Origin of the sequence: Variovorax sp. Root434 (assembly GCF_001426595.1) — a bacterium.
Classification (GTDB): Bacteria; Pseudomonadota; Gammaproteobacteria; order Burkholderiales; family Burkholderiaceae_C; genus Variovorax.
Map to the genome: position 1 here is coordinate 73,903 of NZ_LMEK01000025.1, position 20,145 is coordinate 94,047.

Here is a 20,145-nt window from a genome sequence, read left to right on the forward strand (position 1 = left end):
TGTCTCCGTGGTTCGGGTGGCGCCAGCCGGAGGCCGGACGCCGGGTGCCTGCTCAGCGCCAGGCTTGCGCGAATTCGCTGATCACGCGCTCGATGTGCGCGCGCATGGCTTTGCGGGCCGCGTCCGCGTCGCGCTCCAGCAGGGCGGTGAACACGCGCTGGTGGTCGTCCTGCGAGGCGCGGCGCAGCGCCGGGGTGTGGAAGTGGGCTTCCAGCTGCGACCAGATCGGGGCCTTGGTGTGGTCCCACACCGCGGTCACCATCTGCAGCAGCACGCTGTTGCCGGTCGACTCGGCAATGCGCAGGTGGAACAGGCGGTCGGCCGCTTCGTTGGCCTCTTTGTCGTGCATGTTCTCGCGCATCTCGGCCAGCGCGCTGTAGATGCGGTCGAGGTCGCTGTCCTTGCGGCTCTCGGCGGCCACCGCCGCGATCTCGGCCTCGATCAGACAGCGCGCGCGCAGCAGCTCGAAGGGGCCCGGGCCGGGCGACAGGGTGTAGGCCGAGGCCGGCGCCACCGCGCCGGATGCCGGCGCACAGACATAGATGCCCGAGCCGCCGCGCACTTCGACGTTGCCCTGGATCTCCAGCACGATGATGGCCTCGCGCACCAGCGTGCGGCTCACGCTGAAGCGGTCGGCCAGTGCGCGCTCGGACGGCAGGCGGTCGCCCACCTTGAATTCGCCTTCGGTGATGAGGGCGGCGATGCTGGCTGCGAGCTTCTGGTAGGAGCGGTCGGAATCCAGCTCGGTCGCAGGCAGGCGGGGGAGTTCGTGAATGGTCGCCATGTGGTGAGCCAGTCTAAAAGTGGTTCACCAATTTACCGATAGTGGTTTACCACTAGCCGAGTGCCGGCTTGCTGGGAGCCGGCCGCGCTCAGCCCTGCGCCAGAAGGCCGCCGAGCCTGTCGATGTCGATCGGCTTCTGCAGGTGGTGGTCGAACAGCCCTTCGGCCGCCTCGCCGCCCGTGTCCTCCGCCGAAAAACCCGAGATCGCGATCAGCAGCTTCGGCGTGCCTTGGGCGGTGCTGGCGCGCAGTCGCCGCGCCACCTCGGTGCCCGGGAAATCGGGCAGCGTGAGGTCGATGAGCGCGGCATCGAAGCTCTCGGCGGCGGCCGCGTCCAGCGCCTGCTGCGCCGTGTAGGTGCAGCGCGCGGTGTGGCCGAACAGGCCCAGCAATTCCTGCAGCAGGTCGGCCGCGGCCTTGTTGTCGTCGACGATCAGCACGTTCACGAGGGGGTTTCTTTCCTTCAGGTTGAAGAGGGAAGTATGGCGGGCGGCTCCAGCGGCAGGTCGACCACGAAGCGCGAGCCTTCGCCCGATGCGCTTTCCACGCCGATCTGTCCGCCATGCAGGCTCACGATCTTGTGCGTGATGTACAGGCCGAGGCCCAGCCCGGCCGCGTGCTTGCGGCTGTCCTTGGTGCGCTCGAACTGCTTGAAGATGCGCTCCTGGTCTTCGGGCGCAATGCCGATGCCCTGGTCGCGCACGGCCACCCGGGCGGTGCCTCCCATCTGCTGCACCACCATCTCGACCGGCTTGCCGCCGCCGTAGCGCAGGGCATTGGTCAGCAGGTTGGTCAGCACCTGTTCGATGCGGAACTCGTCCCACACGCCGTGCAGTTCGGCGGGCGCAATGAGCGTGATGGCCGAGCCCGCGGCTTCGGCCTGCTGGCGCAGGTTTTCCACCACTGCGCGCGCCAGCGCGGCCAGGTCGACCGGCTCGGTCTTGATCGACAGCGCGTCGCGCCGCATGCGCGTGACGTCGAGCATGTCGTCGATCAACCGCACCATGTTGCGGATCTGCCGCTGGTCGCGCTCGATCATCGCGGGCAGGCGCTCGGGCGCGAAGTTGGCGAGATTGCCCTTGGACAGGTGCAGCTGCCGCAGCTGCGCCTCGAGGTACAGCGTGTTGAGCGGCGTGCGCAACTCGTGCGACACCATCGACATGAAGTCGTCGCGCATGCGCACCGCGCGCTCCAGCTCGTGCTGCGTCTGCTGCAGCTGCTGCACCAGCTCTTCCTGCTTGCGGTGCGCGGCAGCGAGCGATTCCATCTCGTGCCGCAGCGCCTTGCGGTGCCGGTACAGGTCGACGAACACGTGCACCTTGCTGACCACCGCATGCGGGTCCAGCGGCTTGTGCAGGAAGTCGACCGCGCCGCTCTCGTAGCCCTGGAAGGCGTAGTTCAGCTCGCGCCCGGCCGCGCTCACGAAGATGATGGGAATGTGCCGCGTGCGCTCGGTGCCGCGCATCAGCTCGGCCAGCTCGAAGCCGTTCATGCCCGGCATCTGCACGTCGACGATGGCGAGCGCGAATTCGTGCTCCAGCAGCAGCGCGAGCGCGGCGTCGGCCGAGGCGGCGCGGTACACGATGCGCCCCGGCGCGCGGATCAACGCCTCCAGCGCCAGCAGGTTTTCCGGCAGGTCATCGACGATGAGCAGCTTGCTCTGGACGTCAATGTTCATGGGCGGCCTCCAGTTGAAGCAGCAAGGTGCGCAGTTCGCGCAGGGGGAGCACGTAGTCGGGAGCGTGGCGCGCGATGGCGGCTTGGGGCATGGTGGGAATCTGTGCTTCTTTCGGTTCCTGGACGGCGGTGAGCCCGCCGGCCAGATGGATGCGGTGCAGGCCTTCGGCACCGTCTTCGTTCGCGCCGGTCAGCAGAAAGCCGGCGAGGGCAGGGCCGTAGGCGTCGGCGGCGGAGGCCATCAGCACGTCGATGGACGGCCGCGAGAACAGCACCGGCGGCTCGCAGCTCAGCGAGAAGGCGCGCTCGCGCTCGATCGACAGGTGATAGCCGGGCGGTGCGAAGTAAAGGCTGCCGGCCGCCAGCGGCATCTTGTCGGCGGCTTCGTGCACCGGAATCGGCAGGCGCTGCGCGAAGATCTCGGCGAGGTGGCTCGCGTGCCCCTCGGGCAGATGCAGGACCACTGCCATCGGAATGTGCCAACCAGCGGGCAGGCCGTGCAGCAGCGCGGAGAGCGCATCGATGCCGCCGGCCGAGGCGCCGAGCACCACGGCGTCCACGCGCTTGCGAACGGGTGAGCGAAGGTGGCGGTTCATGTGGCCTTGCGGTAGATGCGCTCGGCACGCGCATGCGTGTCGAAACGGTCGGAGTAGCCCGAGAAGTCGATGCTTTCCTTCGAGCCCAGCCCGAGAAAGCCACGATGCGACAGCGACTCGTGGAACAGACCCAGCGCCCTGTCCTGCAGCTCCCGATTGAAGTAGATCAGCACGTTGCGGCACGACACCAGCTGGGTTTCGGCGAACACGCTGTCGGTGGCCAGGCTGTGGTCGGCAAAGATCACGTCGGCGCACAGAGAAGGGTCGAAGCGCGCGGCGTCGTAGGCGGCGGTGTAGTAGTCGGAGAACGCGCTGCGTCCGCCCGCGCGCTGGTAGTTGGCGGTGTAGCCGCGGATCGCCTCCAGCGGAAAGATGCCCAGCCGCGCCTTCTCCAGCGAAGCGGGGTTGATGTCGGTGGCGTAGATCTGCGTGCGCGCGAGCAGGCCTTCCTCGCGCAGCAGGATGGCCAGCGAGAACACTTCCTCGCCGGTGCTGCAGCCCGCCACCCAGACCTTGACGGAAGGGTAGGTGTGCAGGATCGGCACCACATGCTCGCGCAAGGCCAGGAAGTAGGCCGGGTCGCGGAACATCTCGCTCACCGGGATCGTCAGGAACTGCAGCAGCCGGCCGAACAGCAATGGCTCGCGCAGTACCCGCTCCTGCAGCGCCGAGATGCTCGGCAGCCCGAGTTGCTCGAGCGCATGCAGCACGCGGCGCTTCTGCGAGGCCACGGTGTAGTTGCGGAAGTCGTAGCTGTACTTCAGGTAAATGGCTTCCATCAGCAGGCGCAACTCGATCTCCGTGTCGCTCAGCGGGTGAAGTGGCGGCGTCTGCGCGGCCTGCGATGTGCCGGGGCGTGTGGTCACAGGCGCTCCATCTTCGGCATCCACACGCGCAGCAGCGAGAACAGGCGTTCCAGGTCCACCGGCTTGGCGAGGTAGTCGTTGGCGCCGGCAGCAAGGCACTGCTCGCGGTCGTCCTTGGTGGCCTTGGCGGTGATGGCGATCACCGGCATCTTCTCGAAGCGCGGGTCGCCGCGCAGGCGGCGCGTGGCTTCGAGGCCATCCATCTCCGGCATCATCACGTCCATCAGCACGAGGTCGATCTCGCTGACCTGGTCGAGCCGCTCCAGCGCCTCGCGGCCGTTGCGGCCGATCTCGACGATGGCGCCGCGCTGCTCCAGCGCGCTGGTCAGCGCGAAGATGTTGCGCACGTCGTCGTCCACCAGCAGGATGGTGCGGCCCTCGAAGATGCGGTCGCGCCCGCGCGCCGTCTTCAGCATGCCCCGGCGCTCGCTGGACAGCTCGGCCTCCACCTTGTGCAGGAACAGCGTCACTTCGTCGAGCAGGCGCTCCGGCGAGCGGGCACCCTTGATGATGATCGAGCGCGAATAGCGCTGCAGCTCGGCTTCTTCGTCGCGCGTGAGGTTGCGCCCGGTGTAGACGATGACCGGCGGGAACGACACGATCTCCTCGGCCGCCATGGCCTTGAGCAGCTCGCTGCCCTGCATGTCGGGCAGCCTCAGGTCGGTGATCATGCAGTCGAACACGCGGGTGCGCAGCAGCTCCAGCGCTTCCTCGCCGGAGCCGACGGCAACGATCTCGATGTCCTCGTCGCCGATGAGCCGGATGACGCTCTCGCGCTGCAGCTCGTCGTCTTCCACCAGCAGCACGACCTTGACCTTCTGCGTGAGCTTTTCCTCCAGCCGGCCGAACACCTTCCTCAGCTCGTCGCGCGTGGCCGGCTTCAGCGCATAGCCGATGGCGCCCATCTGCAGCGCCGCGCTCTGTGCGTTCTCGGCGGCGGACACCACGTGGATCGGAATGTGGCGCGTGTGCGGCGAGTCTTTCAGCCGCTGCAGCAGGCCGAGCCCGGTGCTGTCGGGCAGGCGCATGTCGAGCAGGATCGCGTCGGGCAGGAACTGCGTGGCCAGCTCGAAGCCGTCGGCCGCGCCATGCGCCACCAGGCAGCGGTAGCCCAGCTCGTGCGCCAGGTCGTAGAGGATGTGCGCGAACTGCGGCTCGTCCTCGATCACGAGCACGCGGCGCACCTGGTCGCGCGGGAGGCTGCGGTCGTCGGCGAACTGCGGTGCAGGCGCCGGGGGAGGGGGCTTCGGCGCCAGCGGCGCAGCGGAAGGCACGGACGGTGCGGGTGCAGGCCGGGGCGTGTAGATCGTCGACGACTGCTGCGGCAGCCCCGGCGAAGCCTGCGGCGCCTTCGCCGGCAGTTGCAGCGTGAAGGTGCTGCCCCGGCCCGGCTCGCTCTGCACCGTGAGCGTGCCGCCCAGCAGCTGCGTGAGGTCGCGCGAGATCGACAGGCCCAGCCCGGTGCCGCCATAGCGCCGGCTGGTGGTGCCGTCGGCTTGGCGGAAGGCCTCGAAGATCAGCTCGTGCTGCTGCGCGTCGATGCCGATGCCCGAGTCGGACACCGCGAAGGCGGCGCCACCGTCCGGTGCCGGCGCAACGACCAGCGCCACTTCGCCGCTGTCGGTGAACTTGAGCGCATTCGACAGCAGGTTCTTGAGGATCTGCTCGACCCGGTGCCGGTCGGTGACCAGCGAGGCCGGCGCGTCGGGCCGCACCTCGAGCCGGAAGCCCAGGTTCTTCTGCATCGCCAGCGGGCCGAAGGTGCTCTCGAGGCTGCGGGCCAGCTTGGCGAGCGCGACGTCTTCGGGCACTACTTCGAGCTTGCCGGCCTCGACCTTCGCGATGTCGAGGATGTCGTTGATCAGCACCAGCAGGTCGTTGCCCGACGAGTAGATCGACTCCGCGAACTTCACCTGCTCCAGCGTGAGGTTGCCCTGCGGGTTGTCGCCCAGCAGCTTGGCGAGGATGAGCGCGCTGTTGAGCGGCGTGCGCAGCTCGTGCGACATGTTGGCGAGGAACTCCGACTTGTAGCGGCTCGCGCGCTGCAGTTCGTCGGCGCGGTCTTCCAGGTCGCGCTGCACGCGGCGCAGCGCGGTGTTGCGCTGGTCCAGCGCCTCGGTGCGCTCGGAGAGCTGGCTGTTGGTCTGCTCCAGTTCGGCCTGCTGGTTCTCCAGCATCGCCTGCGAGGCATGCAGGGCGCGCGACTGTTCTTCGAGCTCTTCGTTGGCGGTGCGCAGTTCTTCCTGCTGCACCTGGAGTTCCTCGTTGAGCTGCTGGGTCTGGGCGAGAACGTCCTGCAGCTGCTCGCGGTAGCGCGCCGCCGCCAGCGAGCTGCCGATGTCGTCGGCCACCGTGTCGATCAGCTGGCTGCCGCGCTCGTCCAGGGGGCCGGGCAGGCCGAGCTCGACCACGCCGTTGACCATGCCGGCGCTGGCAACGGGCACCAGCAGCACGGCCTTGGGCGACATTTCACCGAGGCCCGAATTGACCTTCAGGTAGTCGGCATCGACCGGGTCGAGCAGCATGCGGCGCCGCTCGGCCGCGGCCTGGCCCACCAGGCTCTCGGTGGGGGAAAAGACCTGCGGCATCGCCTCGGCCGAACTCGAAAAGCCATAGCTCGCCGCCCGACGCAGCGGACCGTGGCGCTCGCGCACATACATCGCGCCGACCGAGGTGCCCAGGTAGCGCGAGAAGAACGCGAGGATCTTGCGGCCCATGTCCGGCGCGCTGAGTTCGCCTACAAGTTCTCCCACCAGCTCGGTCTGTGCGCTGCGCAGCCAGGCCTCCTGGGCGAGCCTGTCCGCGTGCTCGGCCTGCTCCTTCAGCACCACGTCGTAGCTGTCGGACAGCAGCACCAGCTGGCGCCGCCCGAAGTAGGCCGCCAGCCCGGTGATGACCAGCGTGAACAAGAGGAACAGGCCGACCACCCACCATGCGGTGCGGTTGGCGTCGTTGTTGCGCTGGAAGCGCAGGGTCTGCTCGGTTTCCATGAACGCCGTGAACTCGGCGCGCATGGCGTCGGCCAGCCGCTTGCCCTGGCCCAGGCGCACCTCGAGCTGGGGGTCCGGGCCGGCACGGCGCGCGGCGATCAGCTGGGCGGCCAGCTCGTTCCAGTTGCTCTGGATGGCGGCGATGCGGTCGACGCGTTCCACCTGCTGGCGGTTGTCCGACACCAGCTTGCGCAGCGTGGCCGTGTCGCCGTTGATGCGGGGCAGGGCGCTCTGGTAGGGCTCCAGGAAGCCGTCGTCGCCGGTGAGAAGGAAGCCGCGCATGCCGGTCTCCATGTCGACGCTCTGGTGCTGCAGCTCGCTGGCGACACGGGTGACGCGGTCGGTGTGCTCGACCCAGCCGATGGTCGACAGCAGGAAGAGGATCAGCCCGACGAACACCACCGCACCGAACACGCCGCCGATCAGCGGGAGCTTGAGGTTGCGGCTCAGCAGACGCTCGAAGTGGTCGGGGTCGATCGCGGTGGGAGTTTTCATCAGGCGCATTTGTAAGCAAAACCTATCGAGTCTTGCCGATAAATCGGGGGGACCCTGTCGGAGAAGGGCCCGTCGCAATTTTGACGCGGGCGAGGAAGCCTTATCGTCGGCACCCTGTGGCTATACTGTGAATTCATACAGCATTGCCAGATGGGCGCCACACCCTCCAACCCGCAGAACGATGCGGCCACCGTTGCCGCACATGTCGTTTCCGTCAAGGCCCTGTGCGCCTTCGGTGCGAAGGCGGGCGACCTCGACCTGCGGTTCGTGCCCGCGCCCAGCGCGCTCGAAGGCATGGCAGGCCACGCGCTGGTGCAGCACCGGCGCGATCCCGAGCACTACGCCTGCGAAGTCGGGCTCGAAGCCACTTGCGGTTCAGTCCGCGTGCGCGGCCGGGCCGACGGCTACGAAGCGCGCAAGGCCCGCGTCGAAGAGATAAAAACCTTCCGCGGCGACTTCGACGCCATCCGCGGCAACCACCGCGCGCTGCACTGGGCGCAGGCCCGCACCTACGGCTGGATGCTGTGCGAGCTGAACGGCCACGACGAAATGACGGTGGCGCTGGTGTACCTCGACCTCGCCACCGGCGACGAGACCGTGCTCGAAGAGCATCACACCCGCGAAGCGCTGCGGGAGCATTTCGAGCTGCTGTGCGGCCGTTACAGCGCCTGGGCCGCGAGCGAAGCCGGGCACCGCGCCGCGCTCGACGAAACATTGGCCCAGCTCGAATTTCCGCATCGCAACTTCCGCACGGGCCAGCGCGAACTGGCCGAAGCCGTCTACCGCGCGGCGATGGGCGGGCGCTGCCTCATGACGCAGGCGCCCACGGGCATCGGCAAGACGTTGGCCACCATCTTCCCGCTGCTCAAGGCCCGCGCCGCGCGCAGGATCGACAAGGTGTTCTTCCTCACCGCCAAAACCTCCGGCCGCCCGGTGGCGCTAGACGCGCTGCGCGTGCTCGACAGGGGGCAGGGCCAGGGCCGGCTTCGCGTGCTCGAACTCGCCGCCCGCGAGAAGGTCTGCGAATACCCCGACCGCGCGTGCCACGGCGATGCGTGCCCGCTCGCCAAGGGCTTCTACGACCGCCTGCCAGCCGCACGCGAGCAGGCCGCGCAGGTGGCGTGGCTCGACCGCGAAGCTTTGCGCCACATCGCGCTCGCGCACGAGGTGTGCCCCTATTTCCTCGCGCAGGAAATGGCGCACTGGGCCGACGCCATCGTCGGCGACTACAACTATTACTTCGACAGCAGCGCCTTCCTCTACGCCACCATGCGCGACGCCGACTGGCGCGTGGCCGTGCTGGTGGACGAGGCCCACAACCTGCTGGAGCGCTCGCGCGGCATGTACACCGCGCAGCTCGAAGGCGCGGCGCTCGAAGAGGCGCACCGAGTCGCGCCGGCCGCGCTGCGCGGTCCGCTGGCCCGGCTGTTCCGCGAATGGGACACGGTGCAGCAGGCCCAGGTGGCCGACTACGAAACCGGCGACGAGATTCCCGAGCGCTTCCTGCGCACCCTGCAGGCCGCCAACACTGCCATGGCCGAGTACTTCGCCGCCACGCCCGATGCGTCGCAAGGGCCGCTGCAGCGCTTCTTCTTCGACGCGCTGCACTTCGCCCGGCTGGCCGAGGCCTTCGGCGACCACTCGGTGTTCGAGCGCACGCTGGGCGCGGCGCAGCAGGATCGCGGGCTCGCCATCCGCAACCTCGTGCCCGCGCCATTCCTGGAGGCGCGCTTCGGCGATGCGGTGTCGGTCACCTGCTTCTCGGGCACGTTGTCGCCGTTCGAGTTCTACCGCGATGCGCTCGGCCTGCCCGAAGGCACCGCGTTGCTCGACGTGGCATCGCCCTTCAACAGCCAACAGCTGCGCGTCGAGGTGGCGATGCATGTGTCGACGCGCTTCCGCGACCGCGCGGGGTCGCTGCGCAACGTGGCGGACATCATCGGCGCACAGTTCGAGCGACTGCCCGGCAACTACCTGGCCTTCTTCAGCAGCTTCGACTACCTCGAGAAAGCTTGTGCCGCCTTCTCGCTTCGGCATCCTGGCGTGCCGGTATGGACGCAGACGCGCGGCATGCGCGAGGCTGACCGCCACGGCTTCATCGCGCGCTTCGAAGAGGGCGGGCAGGGCATCGGCTTCGCGGTGCTCGGCGGCGCGTTCGGCGAGGGCATCGACCTGCCGGGCAGCCGACTGATCGGCGCCTTCGTGGCCAGCCTGGGTCTGCCGCAGTACAACGAACTCAACGAGATCACGCGCGAGCGCATGCAGACGCGCTTCGGCAAGGGCTACGAGTACACCTACCTCTACCCGGGCCTGCAGAAGGTGGTGCAGGCGGCCGGCCGCGTGATCCGCACCGAGCAGGACCGTGGCGTGCTCCACCTGCTCGACGACCGCTTCGCGCGTGCAGAAATCCGGGAGCTGCTGCCGCGCTGGTGGCATGTGCAACTGGGCGGAGGCCATGAAGAAGATGCGCGCCGCTAGACGCCTCGAACACGCCGGCCAGCCCGACCTGTTCGGCGAGGCGCCCGTGGCCGCCATCGAGGGGCTGCGCTACGAAAGCGGGTTCCTGTCGCCCGAAGAAGAGGCCGCGTTGCTGCACATCGTCCAGGGCCTGCCGCTCAGGGAGATGCGCTGCAAGGAATACACGGCGCGGCGGCGCGGCACCAGCTTCGGCGGCAGCTACGACTTCGACACCAACCGCCTCAAGCCCGGCCCGCCGCTGCCCGAGGCATTGCACCCATTGCGGGCGAAGGCGGCCGCATGGGCCGGCATCGCGCCCGAAGACCTCACCCACATGCTCATCGCCGAATACCGGCCCGGCACGCCGCTGGGCTGGCACCGCGACGTACCGGACTTCGAGGACATCGTCGGCATCTCGCTGTTCGGCGATGCGGTCATGCAGTTCAGGCCGTATGTGCCCGGCGCGGCGGCCTCGCGACCGAGCTCGCTGGAATTTCTTGTCGAGCCGCGCTCGATCTACATGCTGCATGGCCCGGCACGCTGGGAGTGGCAGCACGCCATCGCGCCGACCGAGGCATTGCGCTATTCGATCACGCTGCGCACGCGAAGAAGATCGCCCGGGCCGTGATCGCGGCTGTCATCGCGTGCCGCCGCCGCGGCGCGCCTGCAGCTGGTTGCTTCCGCCGACGTGACTCTCGCGGTCGTGCCGGCTTTCCGGCGTGCGGCGCGGCTCGTTCCTTGGCGTGGCGGGCTGATTGCCCGCCTTGTTGTGCTGCGTGGGCACGGTGTCGTGCTCGTCGGTGGTGATGGTGTCGGGGTTGTGTTTCGGGTGCTGCCTGTGGCTCGTCATGGGGCTTCCTGGATAGGGGTGGACAAGACATTCATTTGTCCTGCGGCCGATGCAGGATGCCTGTGGGAATGGACCGACCCCGTACGTCGTCCAAGCCGCGCGGCAGCGGCCGATCTACGCCATGGGTCGGAAGACAGACTTCGCTGACGCGCAGCGCGTGCGTCTTCTTACCCCTTGCGCGCGCCGTGCGCCCAGCATGGGGGCTTCTCAACCCGCAGGAGCAATGCCATGCCAAGAGGCGACAAGTCGTCCTACACGGACAAGCAGAAGCGAAAGGCCGAACACATCGAAGAGGGCTACGAGCACCGCGGTGTGGGCAAGGGCGAGGCCGAGCGCCGCGCCTGGGCCACGGTGAACGCCGAGACAGGCGGCGGCAAGAAGTCGGGTTCGGGCCGGGGCAAGGCGGAGAACCGCGCCCCCTCGCGCAAGGGCGGACGCCTGGGCGGCGCTGCCGCTGCCCACCGCACCGCCGCCGAACGCTCGGCCTCGGCGAAGAAGGCCGCCGCCACGCGCAAGCGCAACGCCGAAAAGCGCGGCTGAGCGCAGTGAAGAGGAACATGGCCTGAACGTGCGAGTTCCGGCGGCCCGCTGAAATCAGCCATCGGGCATGTCCGAAAATCGGATTTCTCTTCGGAAAGCCGTGAAAACCGGACATTCCTGACCTGTTTCTGGCGCCAGCCGGACGACTTGCGATTTCCCGCCACCCGGCGGTGAACGCGGGTTGCCGGCTTGTTCGGCGACGCTGCGCCGAACACGGCTTCTATGCCGCCCAAGATCGGGCAACCGGCGGCCATTCCACCGCCGTTTTCGTCGTTTGCCGCGCCTTCGACGCGTCGATACGATCCCGCGCCTTGCCCTTCACGAAAGGACCGCGCGAGTGCCCATCACCACAGCTTCTTCCCCTGGCTCCGATGCCAATGCGCGCTGGCAGCAACGCAGCCGGCGCCATGTCTGGCATCCCTGCACGCAGAGCATCCGCCTCGAAGCGGTGCCGCCCCTGCCCATTGCGCACGGCGACGGCGTGTGGCTCTTCGACGCCGAAGGCCGCCGCTACATGGATGCCACCAGCTCGTGGTGGGTCAACCTCTTCGGCCATGCGCATCCGGCGATCAACGCCGCGCTCAAGGACCAGCTCGACAAGCTGTCGCACGTGATGCTCGCGGGCTGCACGCACGCGCCGGCGGTGGAACTCGCCGAGCGCCTGTCCGCGCTGACGGGCCACGCGCTCGGCCATTGCTTCTACGCGTCCGACGGCGCCTCGGCCGTGGAGATCGCGCTGAAGATGAGCTTCCACGCATGGCGCAACGCCGGGCGCGGCGGCAAACGGCGCTTCGTGGCGCTCAGGCAGGGCTACCACGGCGAGACGCTCGGCGCCTTGCATGTGACCGACGTGCCGGTATTCCGCGATGCCTATGCGCCCTTGCTCGCTGATGCACACCTCGTCGCCTCGCCGGATGCGCGCAATGCCCGGCCCGGCGAGGACGCGGCCGCCGTCGCGCGCCGCGCCGCCGCCGAACTCGAAACGCTGCTGGCCGAGCAGCACGACACCATCGCCGCAGTGATCGTCGAGCCGCTGGTGCAATGCGCCACCGGCATGGCGATGCACGACCCCGAGTACCTGCGTCGGCTGCGCGCCCTGTGCGATCGCCATGGGGTGCACCTCATCGCCGACGAGATCGCGGTGGGCTGCGGGCGAACCGGCAGCTTCTTCGCGTGCGAGCAGGCCGGCATCTGGCCCGACTTCCTGTGCCTCTCGAAAGGCATCAGCGGCGGCTACCTGCCGCTGGCGCTGGTGATGACGCGCGACGCCATCTACGAAGGCTTCGTCGACGACGACGCGGCGCGCAGCTTCCTGCATTCGCATTCCTACACCGGCAATGCACTGGCCTGCCGCGCGGCGATTGCCACGCTGGATCTTTTCGAGAGCGAGGATGCGCTGCAACGCAACCGCGGCCGTGCCGCGCGCCTGCTGCGGCACCTGCGCGAGGGGCTTGCAGGGCAGGCGGTCGATCATCTGCGGCAGCGCGGAATGATCACGGCCTTCGACGTGCGCGAGCCGGGCGCGCGTTTCGCCGAACGCTTTCACCTGGCGGCGCGCACGCACGGGCTGCTGATGCGGCCGATCGGCAACACCGTGTACCTCATGCCGCCGTACACGATCGGCGATGCCGAGATCGATCAGCTGATCGACGGCACGCTGGCCACGCTGAAAGCCGTCATGGCCACGAACCAGGAAGAAGGAGCCCGCGATGTCGCGCTTGCTTGACCGCCTGCAGGGCGAGATCCACGCGCTCGATGCGCAGTCGCTGCGCCGCCGCCGGCAGATCGCCGAAACCGCCTGCGCGCCCGAACAGGTCCTCACGCTGGCCGGCGCCACCGCGCCGCGCACCATGCTCGGCTTCAGCAGCAACGACTACCTCGGTCTTGCCGCGCACCCGGCATTGGCCGCGGCATGGGCCGAGGGTGCTGCGCTGTACGGCACAGGCAGCGGCGGTTCGCACCTGATCCTTGGCCACTCGCGCGCTCACGCGCAACTCGAGGAGCGGCTCGCCGAGTGGATGGCACCTTTCATCCCCGAAGCGCAGAGCCTGTTCTTCTGCACGGGCTACATGGCCAACCTCGCCGTGCTGTCGGCGCTCGGCGGCGCCGAGGCGGTCATCTTCTCGGAAGCACTCAACCACGCCTCGCTGATCGATGGCGCGAGGCTGGCCAAGGCGCGCGTCGAGCGGTATCCGCACTGCGACGTGGCCGCGCTCGACGCGCAGCTCGCCGCCTGCGACGCGCCGGTGAAGCTCATCGTCAGCGATGCGGTGTTCAGCATGGACGGCCACATCGCCCCCGTGGCCGAACTGCTCGCGCTGGCCGAGCGGCACGATGCCTGGCTGGTGATCGACGACGCGCACGGTTTCGGCGTGCTGGGCGCCACGGGGCGCGGCGTGCTCGAAGCCATGGGGCTGCGCTCAGAGCGGCTGGTGCTGATCGGCACGCTGGGCAAGGCCGCAGGCGTGTCGGGCGCGTTCGTGGCGGCGCATCGCACCGTCGTCGACTACCTGGTGCAGCGCGCGCGGCCGTACATCTTCACCACGGCCGCACCGCCGGCCGTCGCGCACGCGCTGCTCGCGAGCCTGGCGCTGATCGAGGGCGAGGAGGGCGCCGAACGCCGTTCACGGCTGCGGGAACGCATCGCGCAATTGCGCCGGGGCCTGACCGCTGTGCTGCCAACAGACGGCAGCGCATGGCTGCCCGAGTCGCCCACCGCGATCCAGCCGCTGATCGTCGGCGACAACGCGCGCGCAATGCGCACCATGGCGCAGCTCGATGCGCGCGGCCTGCGCGTCGGCGCGATCCGCCCGCCGACCGTGCCCGCCGGCACCGCGCGGCTGCGCATTGCGCTGTCGGCCAGCCACGGCGAAGCCGACGTCGCCCGGCTCGTCGATGCATTGGGCACTGCACTGGCGCAGCCCTGGAAGGAGGCCGCATGAACTGGTTCGTCACCGGCACCGACACGGGCATCGGCAAGACACTGGTCAGCAGCGCCATGCTGAGCCTGCTGGCCGGCTCCGGCCTGCGCGCGGTCGGCATGAAACCGGTGGCGGCCGGCCTTGAAGAGAGCGATGGCGAATGGCGCAACGAAGACGTGGAGCAGCTGCACGCGGCAGGCAACGTCGATGCGCCGCTGTCGCAGCGCTGCCCGTACCTGCTGCGCGCGCCGATGTCGCCGCATCTGGCGGCCAGGGAAGAGGGCGTGCACATCTCGCTACTGCCGATGCTCTCGGCCTTCGCGGAACTCTCGGCGCGCGCCGATGCCGTGGTGGTCGAAGGCGTGGGTGGCTTCTGCGTGCCGTTCGGCGACGACCTCGACAGCGCCGACCTCGCCGTGGCGCTGGGCCTGCCCGTGATCCTCGTGGTCGGCCTGCGGCTGGGTTGCCTCAACCATGCGCTGCTGAGCGCCGAGGCGGTTCGCGCGCGTGGCCTCGTGCTGGCGGGCTGGGTGGCGAGCGTTGTCGATCCCTCGATGCTGGCGCCGCAGGCCAACCTGCAGACGCTGCGTGCCCGGCTCGGCACGCCGCTGCTCGGCGTGGTGCCGCATCTGCAACACCCCAGTGCCGCGCAGGCAGCCCGCCACATCGACTTGCGTGCACTGCGCGCGACGGCGGCCCATGCCGCGCGCCGTGCCGCGGCGGAGGAATCAGCCGCGCTGGCCTGATTCGACGAGCCGCTTGGCTCGCACGCCGCCCTGGCGCTCCAGCATCCAGCCCGGGTACTCGGCCGGCAGCGCGCTCACCTTGTCCAGCGCGGCCAGTTCGTCGCCCGTGAGCTTGATGGCCGTGGCGGCGATGTTGTCGTCCAGCTGCTCGGCGCGCTTGGCACCGACGATCACGCTGGTCACCACCTGCTGGTGCAGCAGCCACGCCAGTGCGATCTGTGCGACCGACACCTTGCGCGCTTCGGCCAGCTCGCGCATCACGTCGATGCAGTCGTAGGCACGCTCGACGTTCACCGGCGGAAAGTCGAAGGTGGTGCGGCGGCTGCCTTTTTCCGCCTGCGTGTCGCGGCCGTACTTGCCGCTCAGCAGACCGCCCGCGAGCGGACTCCAGACCATCAGGCCGACGTTCTCGCTGCGCAGCATGGGCGCCAGCTCGCGTTCCAGGTCGCGCCCGGCGATGGTGTAGTAGGCCTGCAGCGACTCGAAGCGCGCGAGCCGGTCGCGCTCGGCGATGCCCAGCGCCTTCGCGATCTGCCAGGCCGCCCAGTTCGACACGCCCACGTAGCGCACGTGGCCCTGGCGCACGAGGTTGTCGAGCGCGTGCACGGTTTCCTCGATGGGCGTGATGGGGTCGAAGCCGTGGATCTGGTACAGGTCGATGTGGTCGAGCTGCAGGCGCTGCAGGCTGGCCTTGACGCCATCCATGATGTGAAAACGCGAGGCGCCCGCCGAGTTGACGCCCTTGCTGCCGGTTTCGCCGAGCACCTTGGTGGCCAGCACGAAGCTGTCGCGCGGCACCTTGAGGTTCTTCAGTGCCTGGCCGGTGATGACTTCCGACTGCCCTTCGGAGTACACGTCCGCCGTGTCGATGAAGTTGATGCCGGCGTCGAGCGCGCGGCCGACCAGCCCTTCGGCCTCCGACTGCTGCAGGTTGCCGATCTGGCCCCAGATGCCGGAGGAGCCGCCGAAGGTCATGGTGCCGAGGCACAGTTCGGAAACCAGGAGGCCGGTGCGGCCGAATTTGCGGTATTGCATGCAGAGGTTCCTTTGCGTTGGAAGCAGCCGCCGAAAGGGGCCGACAAGCCCGGGCGACTGCAGAAAAGTATCCGGCCGGCGCCCGGCCCATGGCGAGCGCGTTCCTGCAAAGTATTTGCCTGATTCTCCAGACCTCCCGCGTGGCGCGTGCGAATCCGATGGAGGAGCGCTAAGCTTCGAACCGCTCATTCCTCCATGGTGGCCGCCCCTTTGGCCCCCAACCATGACAAGGCCTCGAACATGTCCGACGAAACACCCGAAATCGCCGCCGTCATCGCCCAGCCGATGCCGCTGGAGCCCGAACTCGACGAAGCCCGCAAGGAACTGGTGGCGCTGATCGAACACATCACGCGCGGGCAGGACGGCACCGTCATCACCGCCGTGCCCGGCCTGCAGGTGTTCTGCATCAGCAAGCCCGAAGGTCCCAAGCACGCCTTCGCATCTCCGGCGCTGGGCCTGATCGCGCAGGGCTCCAAGCGGATCATCGTGGGCGACGACATCTACGTGTACGACCCGATGCACTACCTCGTCACCTCGGTCGACCTGCCAGTGTGCGGCCAGGTGTGCGTGACGAGCGAGAAGGAGCCTTACCTCGGCGTGCGGCTGGAACTGGCCCTCGACGAGATCGGCGAGCTCATCGGCGACGAGAAGCTGCCCGCCAAGGCCAATGCGCCAGCCTCGCGCGGCATGTACGTCAACCGCATCGCGATGCCGGTGCTCGAGCCCGTGCTGCGCCTGCTGCGGCTGCTCGATACGCCGGAAGACGTGCCGATCATGGCGCCGCTCATCAAGCGCGAGATCATGTACCGCCTGCTGGTCAACGGCGAGGGCGCGCGGCTGCGGCAGATCGCGCTGCAGGACAGCCACACCCAGCGCATCGCGAAAGCCATCAGCGCGCTGCGCGTCAACTACGCGCAGTCGCTGCGGGTGGAAGACATGGCGCGGGCGGTGCACATGAGCGTGTCGTCGTTCCACCACCACTTCAAGGCCGTCACCGCGATGAGCCCGCTGCAATACCAGAAGCAGCTGCGCCTGCAGGAGGCGCGCCGGCAGATGCTGATCGCCGGCGCCGACGTGGCGAGCGCCGCGCACAACGTGGGCTACGAAAGCCCGTCGCAGTTCGCGCGCGAGTACGGCCGCATGTTCGGCGCGCCGCCGCTGCGCGACAAGCGCCGCTGGCTCGGCGAGGCGGGCAACGACGCGATGGGTGCCGCGTCGATGGAAGCGGCCTGAGTCTGACCACCGAGCGCACGGAGCGGATCTTCGTCGAGGCGAGCGACGCACCAGCAGGCGACGCCAGCGCCGCAAGAACAGGCGCAGCCCTGTAGCACTTGCTGCAATTTCCTGCGCCGCCGCTGCCATGCAGGTTTCGCGGAACTCCGCTATCGTTTTGTTCGCTGCAGCAACACGGAGTAATGCATGCTTTGGCAAAAGAAGCTGGCACGATGGAGCGACGTGGTCCGCGAACGCGCCAACCTGCCTGTGCGGCTTACCTTGTGGGACGGTCAGTCCTACGACTTCGGCACCTTCAGCGGGCCTTCGGTCACGCTGCATTTGAAGTCGCCCGCCGCGCTGCCGCTGATGCTGCATCCCACACTCGACAACCTCGGCGAGGCCTACGTCAAGAGCAAGATCGACATCGAGGGCAAGCTCAGCGACGTCATCGACATCGCCTACGGCCTCGCCAGGACCTCAATCGACAAGCATGGCGGGGCGGTGCGGAACATGGCGCGCTATTTCGCGCACACGAAATCGGCGGACAGGAAGTCCGTCCAGTACCACTACGACGTCTCCAACGAGTTCTATAGGCTGTGGCTCGATCCGAACATGGTCTATTCATGCGCCTACTTCGAGAACGGCGACGAAGACCTTGCCACTGCGCAACTGAAGAAGATAGACCACATCCTCACCAAGATCGAACTCAAGCCGGGGCAGACCCTGCTCGACATCGGCTGCGGCTGGGGCGCGCTGGCGATCCGCGCGGCGCAGAAGTTCGGCGCGCGCTGCGTGGGGGTGACGCTCTCCCGGAACCAGCTGGAGCTGGCGACCGAACGCGTGAAGGCCGCCGGCCTGCAGGACCGCATCGAGATCCGCCTGCAGGACTACCGCGACGTGACCGGCCGGTTCGACCGCATTACCAGCGTCGGCATGTTCGAGCACGTGGGCCGCAGGAACCTGCCCGCGTACTTCAGGCGCATGCAGGAGCTGCTTGCAGACGACGGCGTGGTGATGAACCACGGCATCACCTCGTCCGATCCCGCTGGCGGCGGCGTGTCGTACGGCGGCGGCGACTTCATCGACCGCTACGTATTCCCCAACGGCGAGCTGCCGCACATCAGCCTGGCATTGCAGGCGATGCAGCAGGGCGGCCTCGAAGCCTTCGACGTGGAGAACCTGCGCCGCCACTATGTGCAAACGCTGCGCTGCTGGAGCGACGCCTACGAAGCCAACAGCGAGAAGGCGCACGCATTCGTCGACGAAGAAAAATTCCGCATCTGGCGCATCTACCTCGCGGGCTGCGCCTATGCCTTCGAGAACGACGATGTGGCCATCTACCAGATCGTGGGCCGCAAGGCCGGGCGGCCGGCGAACACGCTGCCGTGGTCGCGCCGCTCTATCTACGACGGCACCTCGTTCGGAAGCCCCTAGAGCTTGAGCGCCGGACAAGGGCTCAAGCCGTCTATAGCATGCACGGCTCATGACCTCCACCAGCAGAACAACAAACCGCCCCCTCGTCATCGCCTCGATCATGGCCTCCATGGCGATGGTGGCCATCGAAGCCACCATCGTCTCCACCGTCATGCCGCAGATCGCCTCCGAACTGGGCGGACTGCATCTGTACAGCTGGGTGTTCGCCTCCTTCCTGCTGGCGCAGACCGCGATGACCGTGGTATTCGGCAAGCTCTCGGACCTGTACGGCCGCAAGCCCATCATGTTCGTGGGCATCGCCGTCTTCGTCCTCGGCTCGGTGCTGGCGGGCTTCGCATGGTCGATGCCGGCCATGATCTGCTTCCGGCTCATCCAGGGCATCGGCGCGGGCGCCATCCAGCCGGTGGCGCTCACCATCGTGGGCGATCTCTATCCGGTGCGCGAACGCGGCAAGGTGCAGGGCTGGCTTGCGAGCGTCTGGGCCGTGTCGGCTGTGGTGGGACCGATGATCGGCGCGCTGATCGTGCAGAAGCTGTCCTGGGCCTGGATCTTCTGGGTCAACGTGCCCATCGGCCTGGCGGCGGCGGCTGGCTTCTGGCTCTTCCTGCACGAAGCGCCGACGGTGCGCCGCTCGTCCATCGACATGGTGGGCGCGGTGCTGTTCACCATCGGCATCGCGGCGCTGATGATCGCGCTGACGGAATTCGGCGTCGGCAATTCGGGCGTGGCACTCGCGTGGGCCGGGTTGTTCGTCGTCACGCTCGTGCTGTTCATCGCGCAGGAGCGCCGTGCGACCGACCCGATGGTGTCGCTGAAGCTCTGGGGCGCGCGGATGATCGCCGCCGTCAACGGAGCGGCAATGCTGGCCGGCATGGTGCTGATCGGCATCACGACCTTCCTGCCGATGTACGTGCAGGTGGTGCTCGAGCGCTCGTCGGTCACGGCCGGCCTCACGCTCACGATGGTGATGCTCGGCTGGCCCATCGGCGCGACGCTGACCTCGCGCACCTTCCATCGCATTGGCCTGTGGCGCATGGTGGTGGTCGGTGCAGCGCTGATTCCGGTGGGCACCTCGGCCTTCGTCCTGCTCGCGTCAGGCAGCTCGCCGGTGCTGCCCGCCATCGGCTCTTTCGTCATCGGCCTGGGCATGGGCGTGATGAGCCTGAGCTCGCTCATCCTCATCCAGGAAGGCGTCGATCTCGCGCAGCGCGGCATCGCCACGGCCTCGAACGTGTTCTCGCGCAACCTCGGCAGTGCGCTGGGCGCGGCCTTCTTCGGCGCGGTCTTCAATTTCGGGCTGACGCGAGGGGATGGCAGCCCGATGTTCACCGACGACCAGCTGCGCCTGCTGCTGCAGGGCGTGCAGGGTTCGGCGGCCAATGATGCGGGCATTCGCCTGGCGCTGGGCGGTTCGCTGCATCTCACCTTCGTGGCGATGCTGGCCGTGAGCCTGGGTGTGGTCGCGCTGGCGTTGCTGTTGCCGAAGGAAGGGCTGGAGAGCCATGCGGTCGGGGCGAGGAAGCCGGCGCCGAAGTAGGCC

The 20,145-nt window shown here is 68.3% G+C and carries 17 protein-coding genes; 9 read left to right on the forward strand and 8 right to left on the reverse strand.

Annotation, left to right across the window (positions count from 1 at the left end):
* Nucleotides 1-52: 52 nt before the first annotated feature.
* The 6 genes from ASD05_RS21315 to ASD05_RS21340 form a co-directional block, all read right to left on the reverse strand.
* Nucleotides 53-784: a FadR/GntR family transcriptional regulator gene (locus ASD05_RS21315; protein WP_082572217.1), complete on the reverse strand. Its 732-nt coding sequence runs from the start codon at nucleotides 782-784 to the stop codon at nucleotides 53-55.
* A gap of 88 nt (nucleotides 785-872) precedes the next feature.
* Nucleotides 873-1,229: a response regulator gene (locus ASD05_RS21320; RefSeq protein ID WP_056596783.1), complete on the reverse strand. Its 357-nt coding sequence runs from the start codon at nucleotides 1,227-1,229 to the stop codon at nucleotides 873-875.
* A gap of 17 nt (nucleotides 1,230-1,246) precedes the next feature.
* Complete coding sequence (locus tag ASD05_RS21325; protein ID WP_056596786.1) at nucleotides 1,247-2,461, reverse strand: hybrid sensor histidine kinase/response regulator; 1,215 nt, start codon at nucleotides 2,459-2,461, stop codon at nucleotides 1,247-1,249.
* On the reverse strand, nucleotides 2,451-3,056 hold the full coding sequence (locus ASD05_RS21330) for a chemotaxis protein CheB (protein WP_056596788.1): 606 nt from the start codon (nucleotides 3,054-3,056) through the stop codon (nucleotides 2,451-2,453). Before ASD05_RS21330 ends, ASD05_RS21325 begins: the two co-directional genes overlap by 11 nt.
* Nucleotides 3,053-3,922, reverse strand: a complete 870-nt coding sequence (locus tag ASD05_RS21335; RefSeq protein ID WP_200955466.1) for a CheR family methyltransferase — start codon at nucleotides 3,920-3,922, stop codon at nucleotides 3,053-3,055. Before ASD05_RS21335 ends, ASD05_RS21330 begins: the two co-directional genes overlap by 4 nt.
* Nucleotides 3,919-7,407, reverse strand: a complete 3,489-nt coding sequence (locus ASD05_RS21340; RefSeq protein ID WP_056597907.1) for a response regulator — start codon at nucleotides 7,405-7,407, stop codon at nucleotides 3,919-3,921. The genes ASD05_RS21335 and ASD05_RS21340 overlap by 4 nt, the downstream gene beginning before the upstream one ends.
* Nucleotides 7,408-7,557: 150 nt before the next feature.
* Here ASD05_RS21340 and ASD05_RS21345 point away from each other — a divergent pair, with 150 nt between their 5' ends.
* Entirely contained in the window at nucleotides 7,558-9,885 is a 2,328-nt protein-coding gene (locus ASD05_RS21345) for an ATP-dependent DNA helicase (protein ID WP_056596791.1), read from the forward strand.
* Nucleotides 9,863-10,492, forward strand: coding sequence for an alpha-ketoglutarate-dependent dioxygenase AlkB (locus ASD05_RS21350; protein ID WP_235508050.1), 630 nt, complete (start codon nucleotides 9,863-9,865; stop codon nucleotides 10,490-10,492). The genes ASD05_RS21345 and ASD05_RS21350 overlap by 23 nt, the downstream gene beginning before the upstream one ends.
* Nucleotides 10,493-10,501: 9 nt before the next feature.
* Here the strand turns inward: ASD05_RS21350 and ASD05_RS21355 are convergent, their stop codons facing one another.
* Complete coding sequence (locus ASD05_RS21355) at nucleotides 10,502-10,714, reverse strand: hypothetical protein (RefSeq protein ID WP_056596794.1); 213 nt, start codon at nucleotides 10,712-10,714, stop codon at nucleotides 10,502-10,504.
* A 228-nt stretch (nucleotides 10,715-10,942) separates the two neighbouring features.
* Here ASD05_RS21355 and ASD05_RS21360 point away from each other — a divergent pair, with 228 nt between their 5' ends.
* The 4 genes from ASD05_RS21360 (at nucleotide 10,943) to bioD (ending at nucleotide 14,921) form a co-directional block, all read left to right on the forward strand.
* The gene (locus tag ASD05_RS21360; RefSeq protein WP_056596798.1) at nucleotides 10,943-11,254 is read left to right on the forward strand and encodes a hypothetical protein; all 312 of its coding nucleotides are present in this window, start codon (nucleotides 10,943-10,945) and stop codon (nucleotides 11,252-11,254) included.
* A 337-nt stretch (nucleotides 11,255-11,591) separates the two neighbouring features.
* Nucleotides 11,592-12,980: an adenosylmethionine--8-amino-7-oxononanoate transaminase gene (locus ASD05_RS21365; protein WP_056596801.1), complete on the forward strand. Its 1,389-nt coding sequence runs from the start codon at nucleotides 11,592-11,594 to the stop codon at nucleotides 12,978-12,980.
* Entirely contained in the window at nucleotides 12,964-14,196 is a 1,233-nt protein-coding gene (bioF, locus tag ASD05_RS21370) for an 8-amino-7-oxononanoate synthase (protein ID WP_056596806.1), read from the forward strand. Before ASD05_RS21365 ends, bioF begins: the two co-directional genes overlap by 17 nt.
* A complete protein-coding gene (gene bioD / locus ASD05_RS21375) occupies nucleotides 14,193-14,921 on the forward strand; it encodes a dethiobiotin synthase (RefSeq protein ID WP_056596812.1) in 729 nt (242 codons plus the stop codon). Before bioF ends, bioD begins: the two co-directional genes overlap by 4 nt.
* On the opposite strand, the gene ASD05_RS21380 is transcribed toward bioD, so the two are convergent.
* The gene (locus ASD05_RS21380; protein WP_056596814.1) at nucleotides 14,904-15,956 is read right to left on the reverse strand and encodes an aldo/keto reductase; all 1,053 of its coding nucleotides are present in this window, start codon (nucleotides 15,954-15,956) and stop codon (nucleotides 14,904-14,906) included. The genes bioD and ASD05_RS21380 overlap by 18 nt on opposite strands.
* Nucleotides 15,957-16,196: 240 nt before the next feature.
* Between ASD05_RS21380 and ASD05_RS21385 the strand changes: the two genes are divergently transcribed.
* From ASD05_RS21385 to ASD05_RS21395, 3 genes are all read left to right on the forward strand, one after another.
* On the forward strand, nucleotides 16,197-17,189 hold the full coding sequence (locus tag ASD05_RS21385) for an AraC family transcriptional regulator (protein ID WP_042673222.1): 993 nt from the start codon (nucleotides 16,197-16,199) through the stop codon (nucleotides 17,187-17,189).
* A gap of 186 nt (nucleotides 17,190-17,375) precedes the next feature.
* Nucleotides 17,376-18,605 carry an SAM-dependent methyltransferase gene (locus tag ASD05_RS21390; protein ID WP_056596817.1) on the forward strand — a complete coding sequence of 410 codons (1,230 nt, stop codon included), beginning with the start codon at nucleotides 17,376-17,378 and terminating at the stop codon, nucleotides 18,603-18,605.
* Nucleotides 18,606-18,654: 49 nt separating this feature from the next.
* Complete coding sequence (locus ASD05_RS21395) at nucleotides 18,655-20,142, forward strand: MFS transporter (RefSeq protein ID WP_056596819.1); 1,488 nt, start codon at nucleotides 18,655-18,657, stop codon at nucleotides 20,140-20,142.
* Nucleotides 20,143-20,145 lie beyond the last annotated feature (3 nt).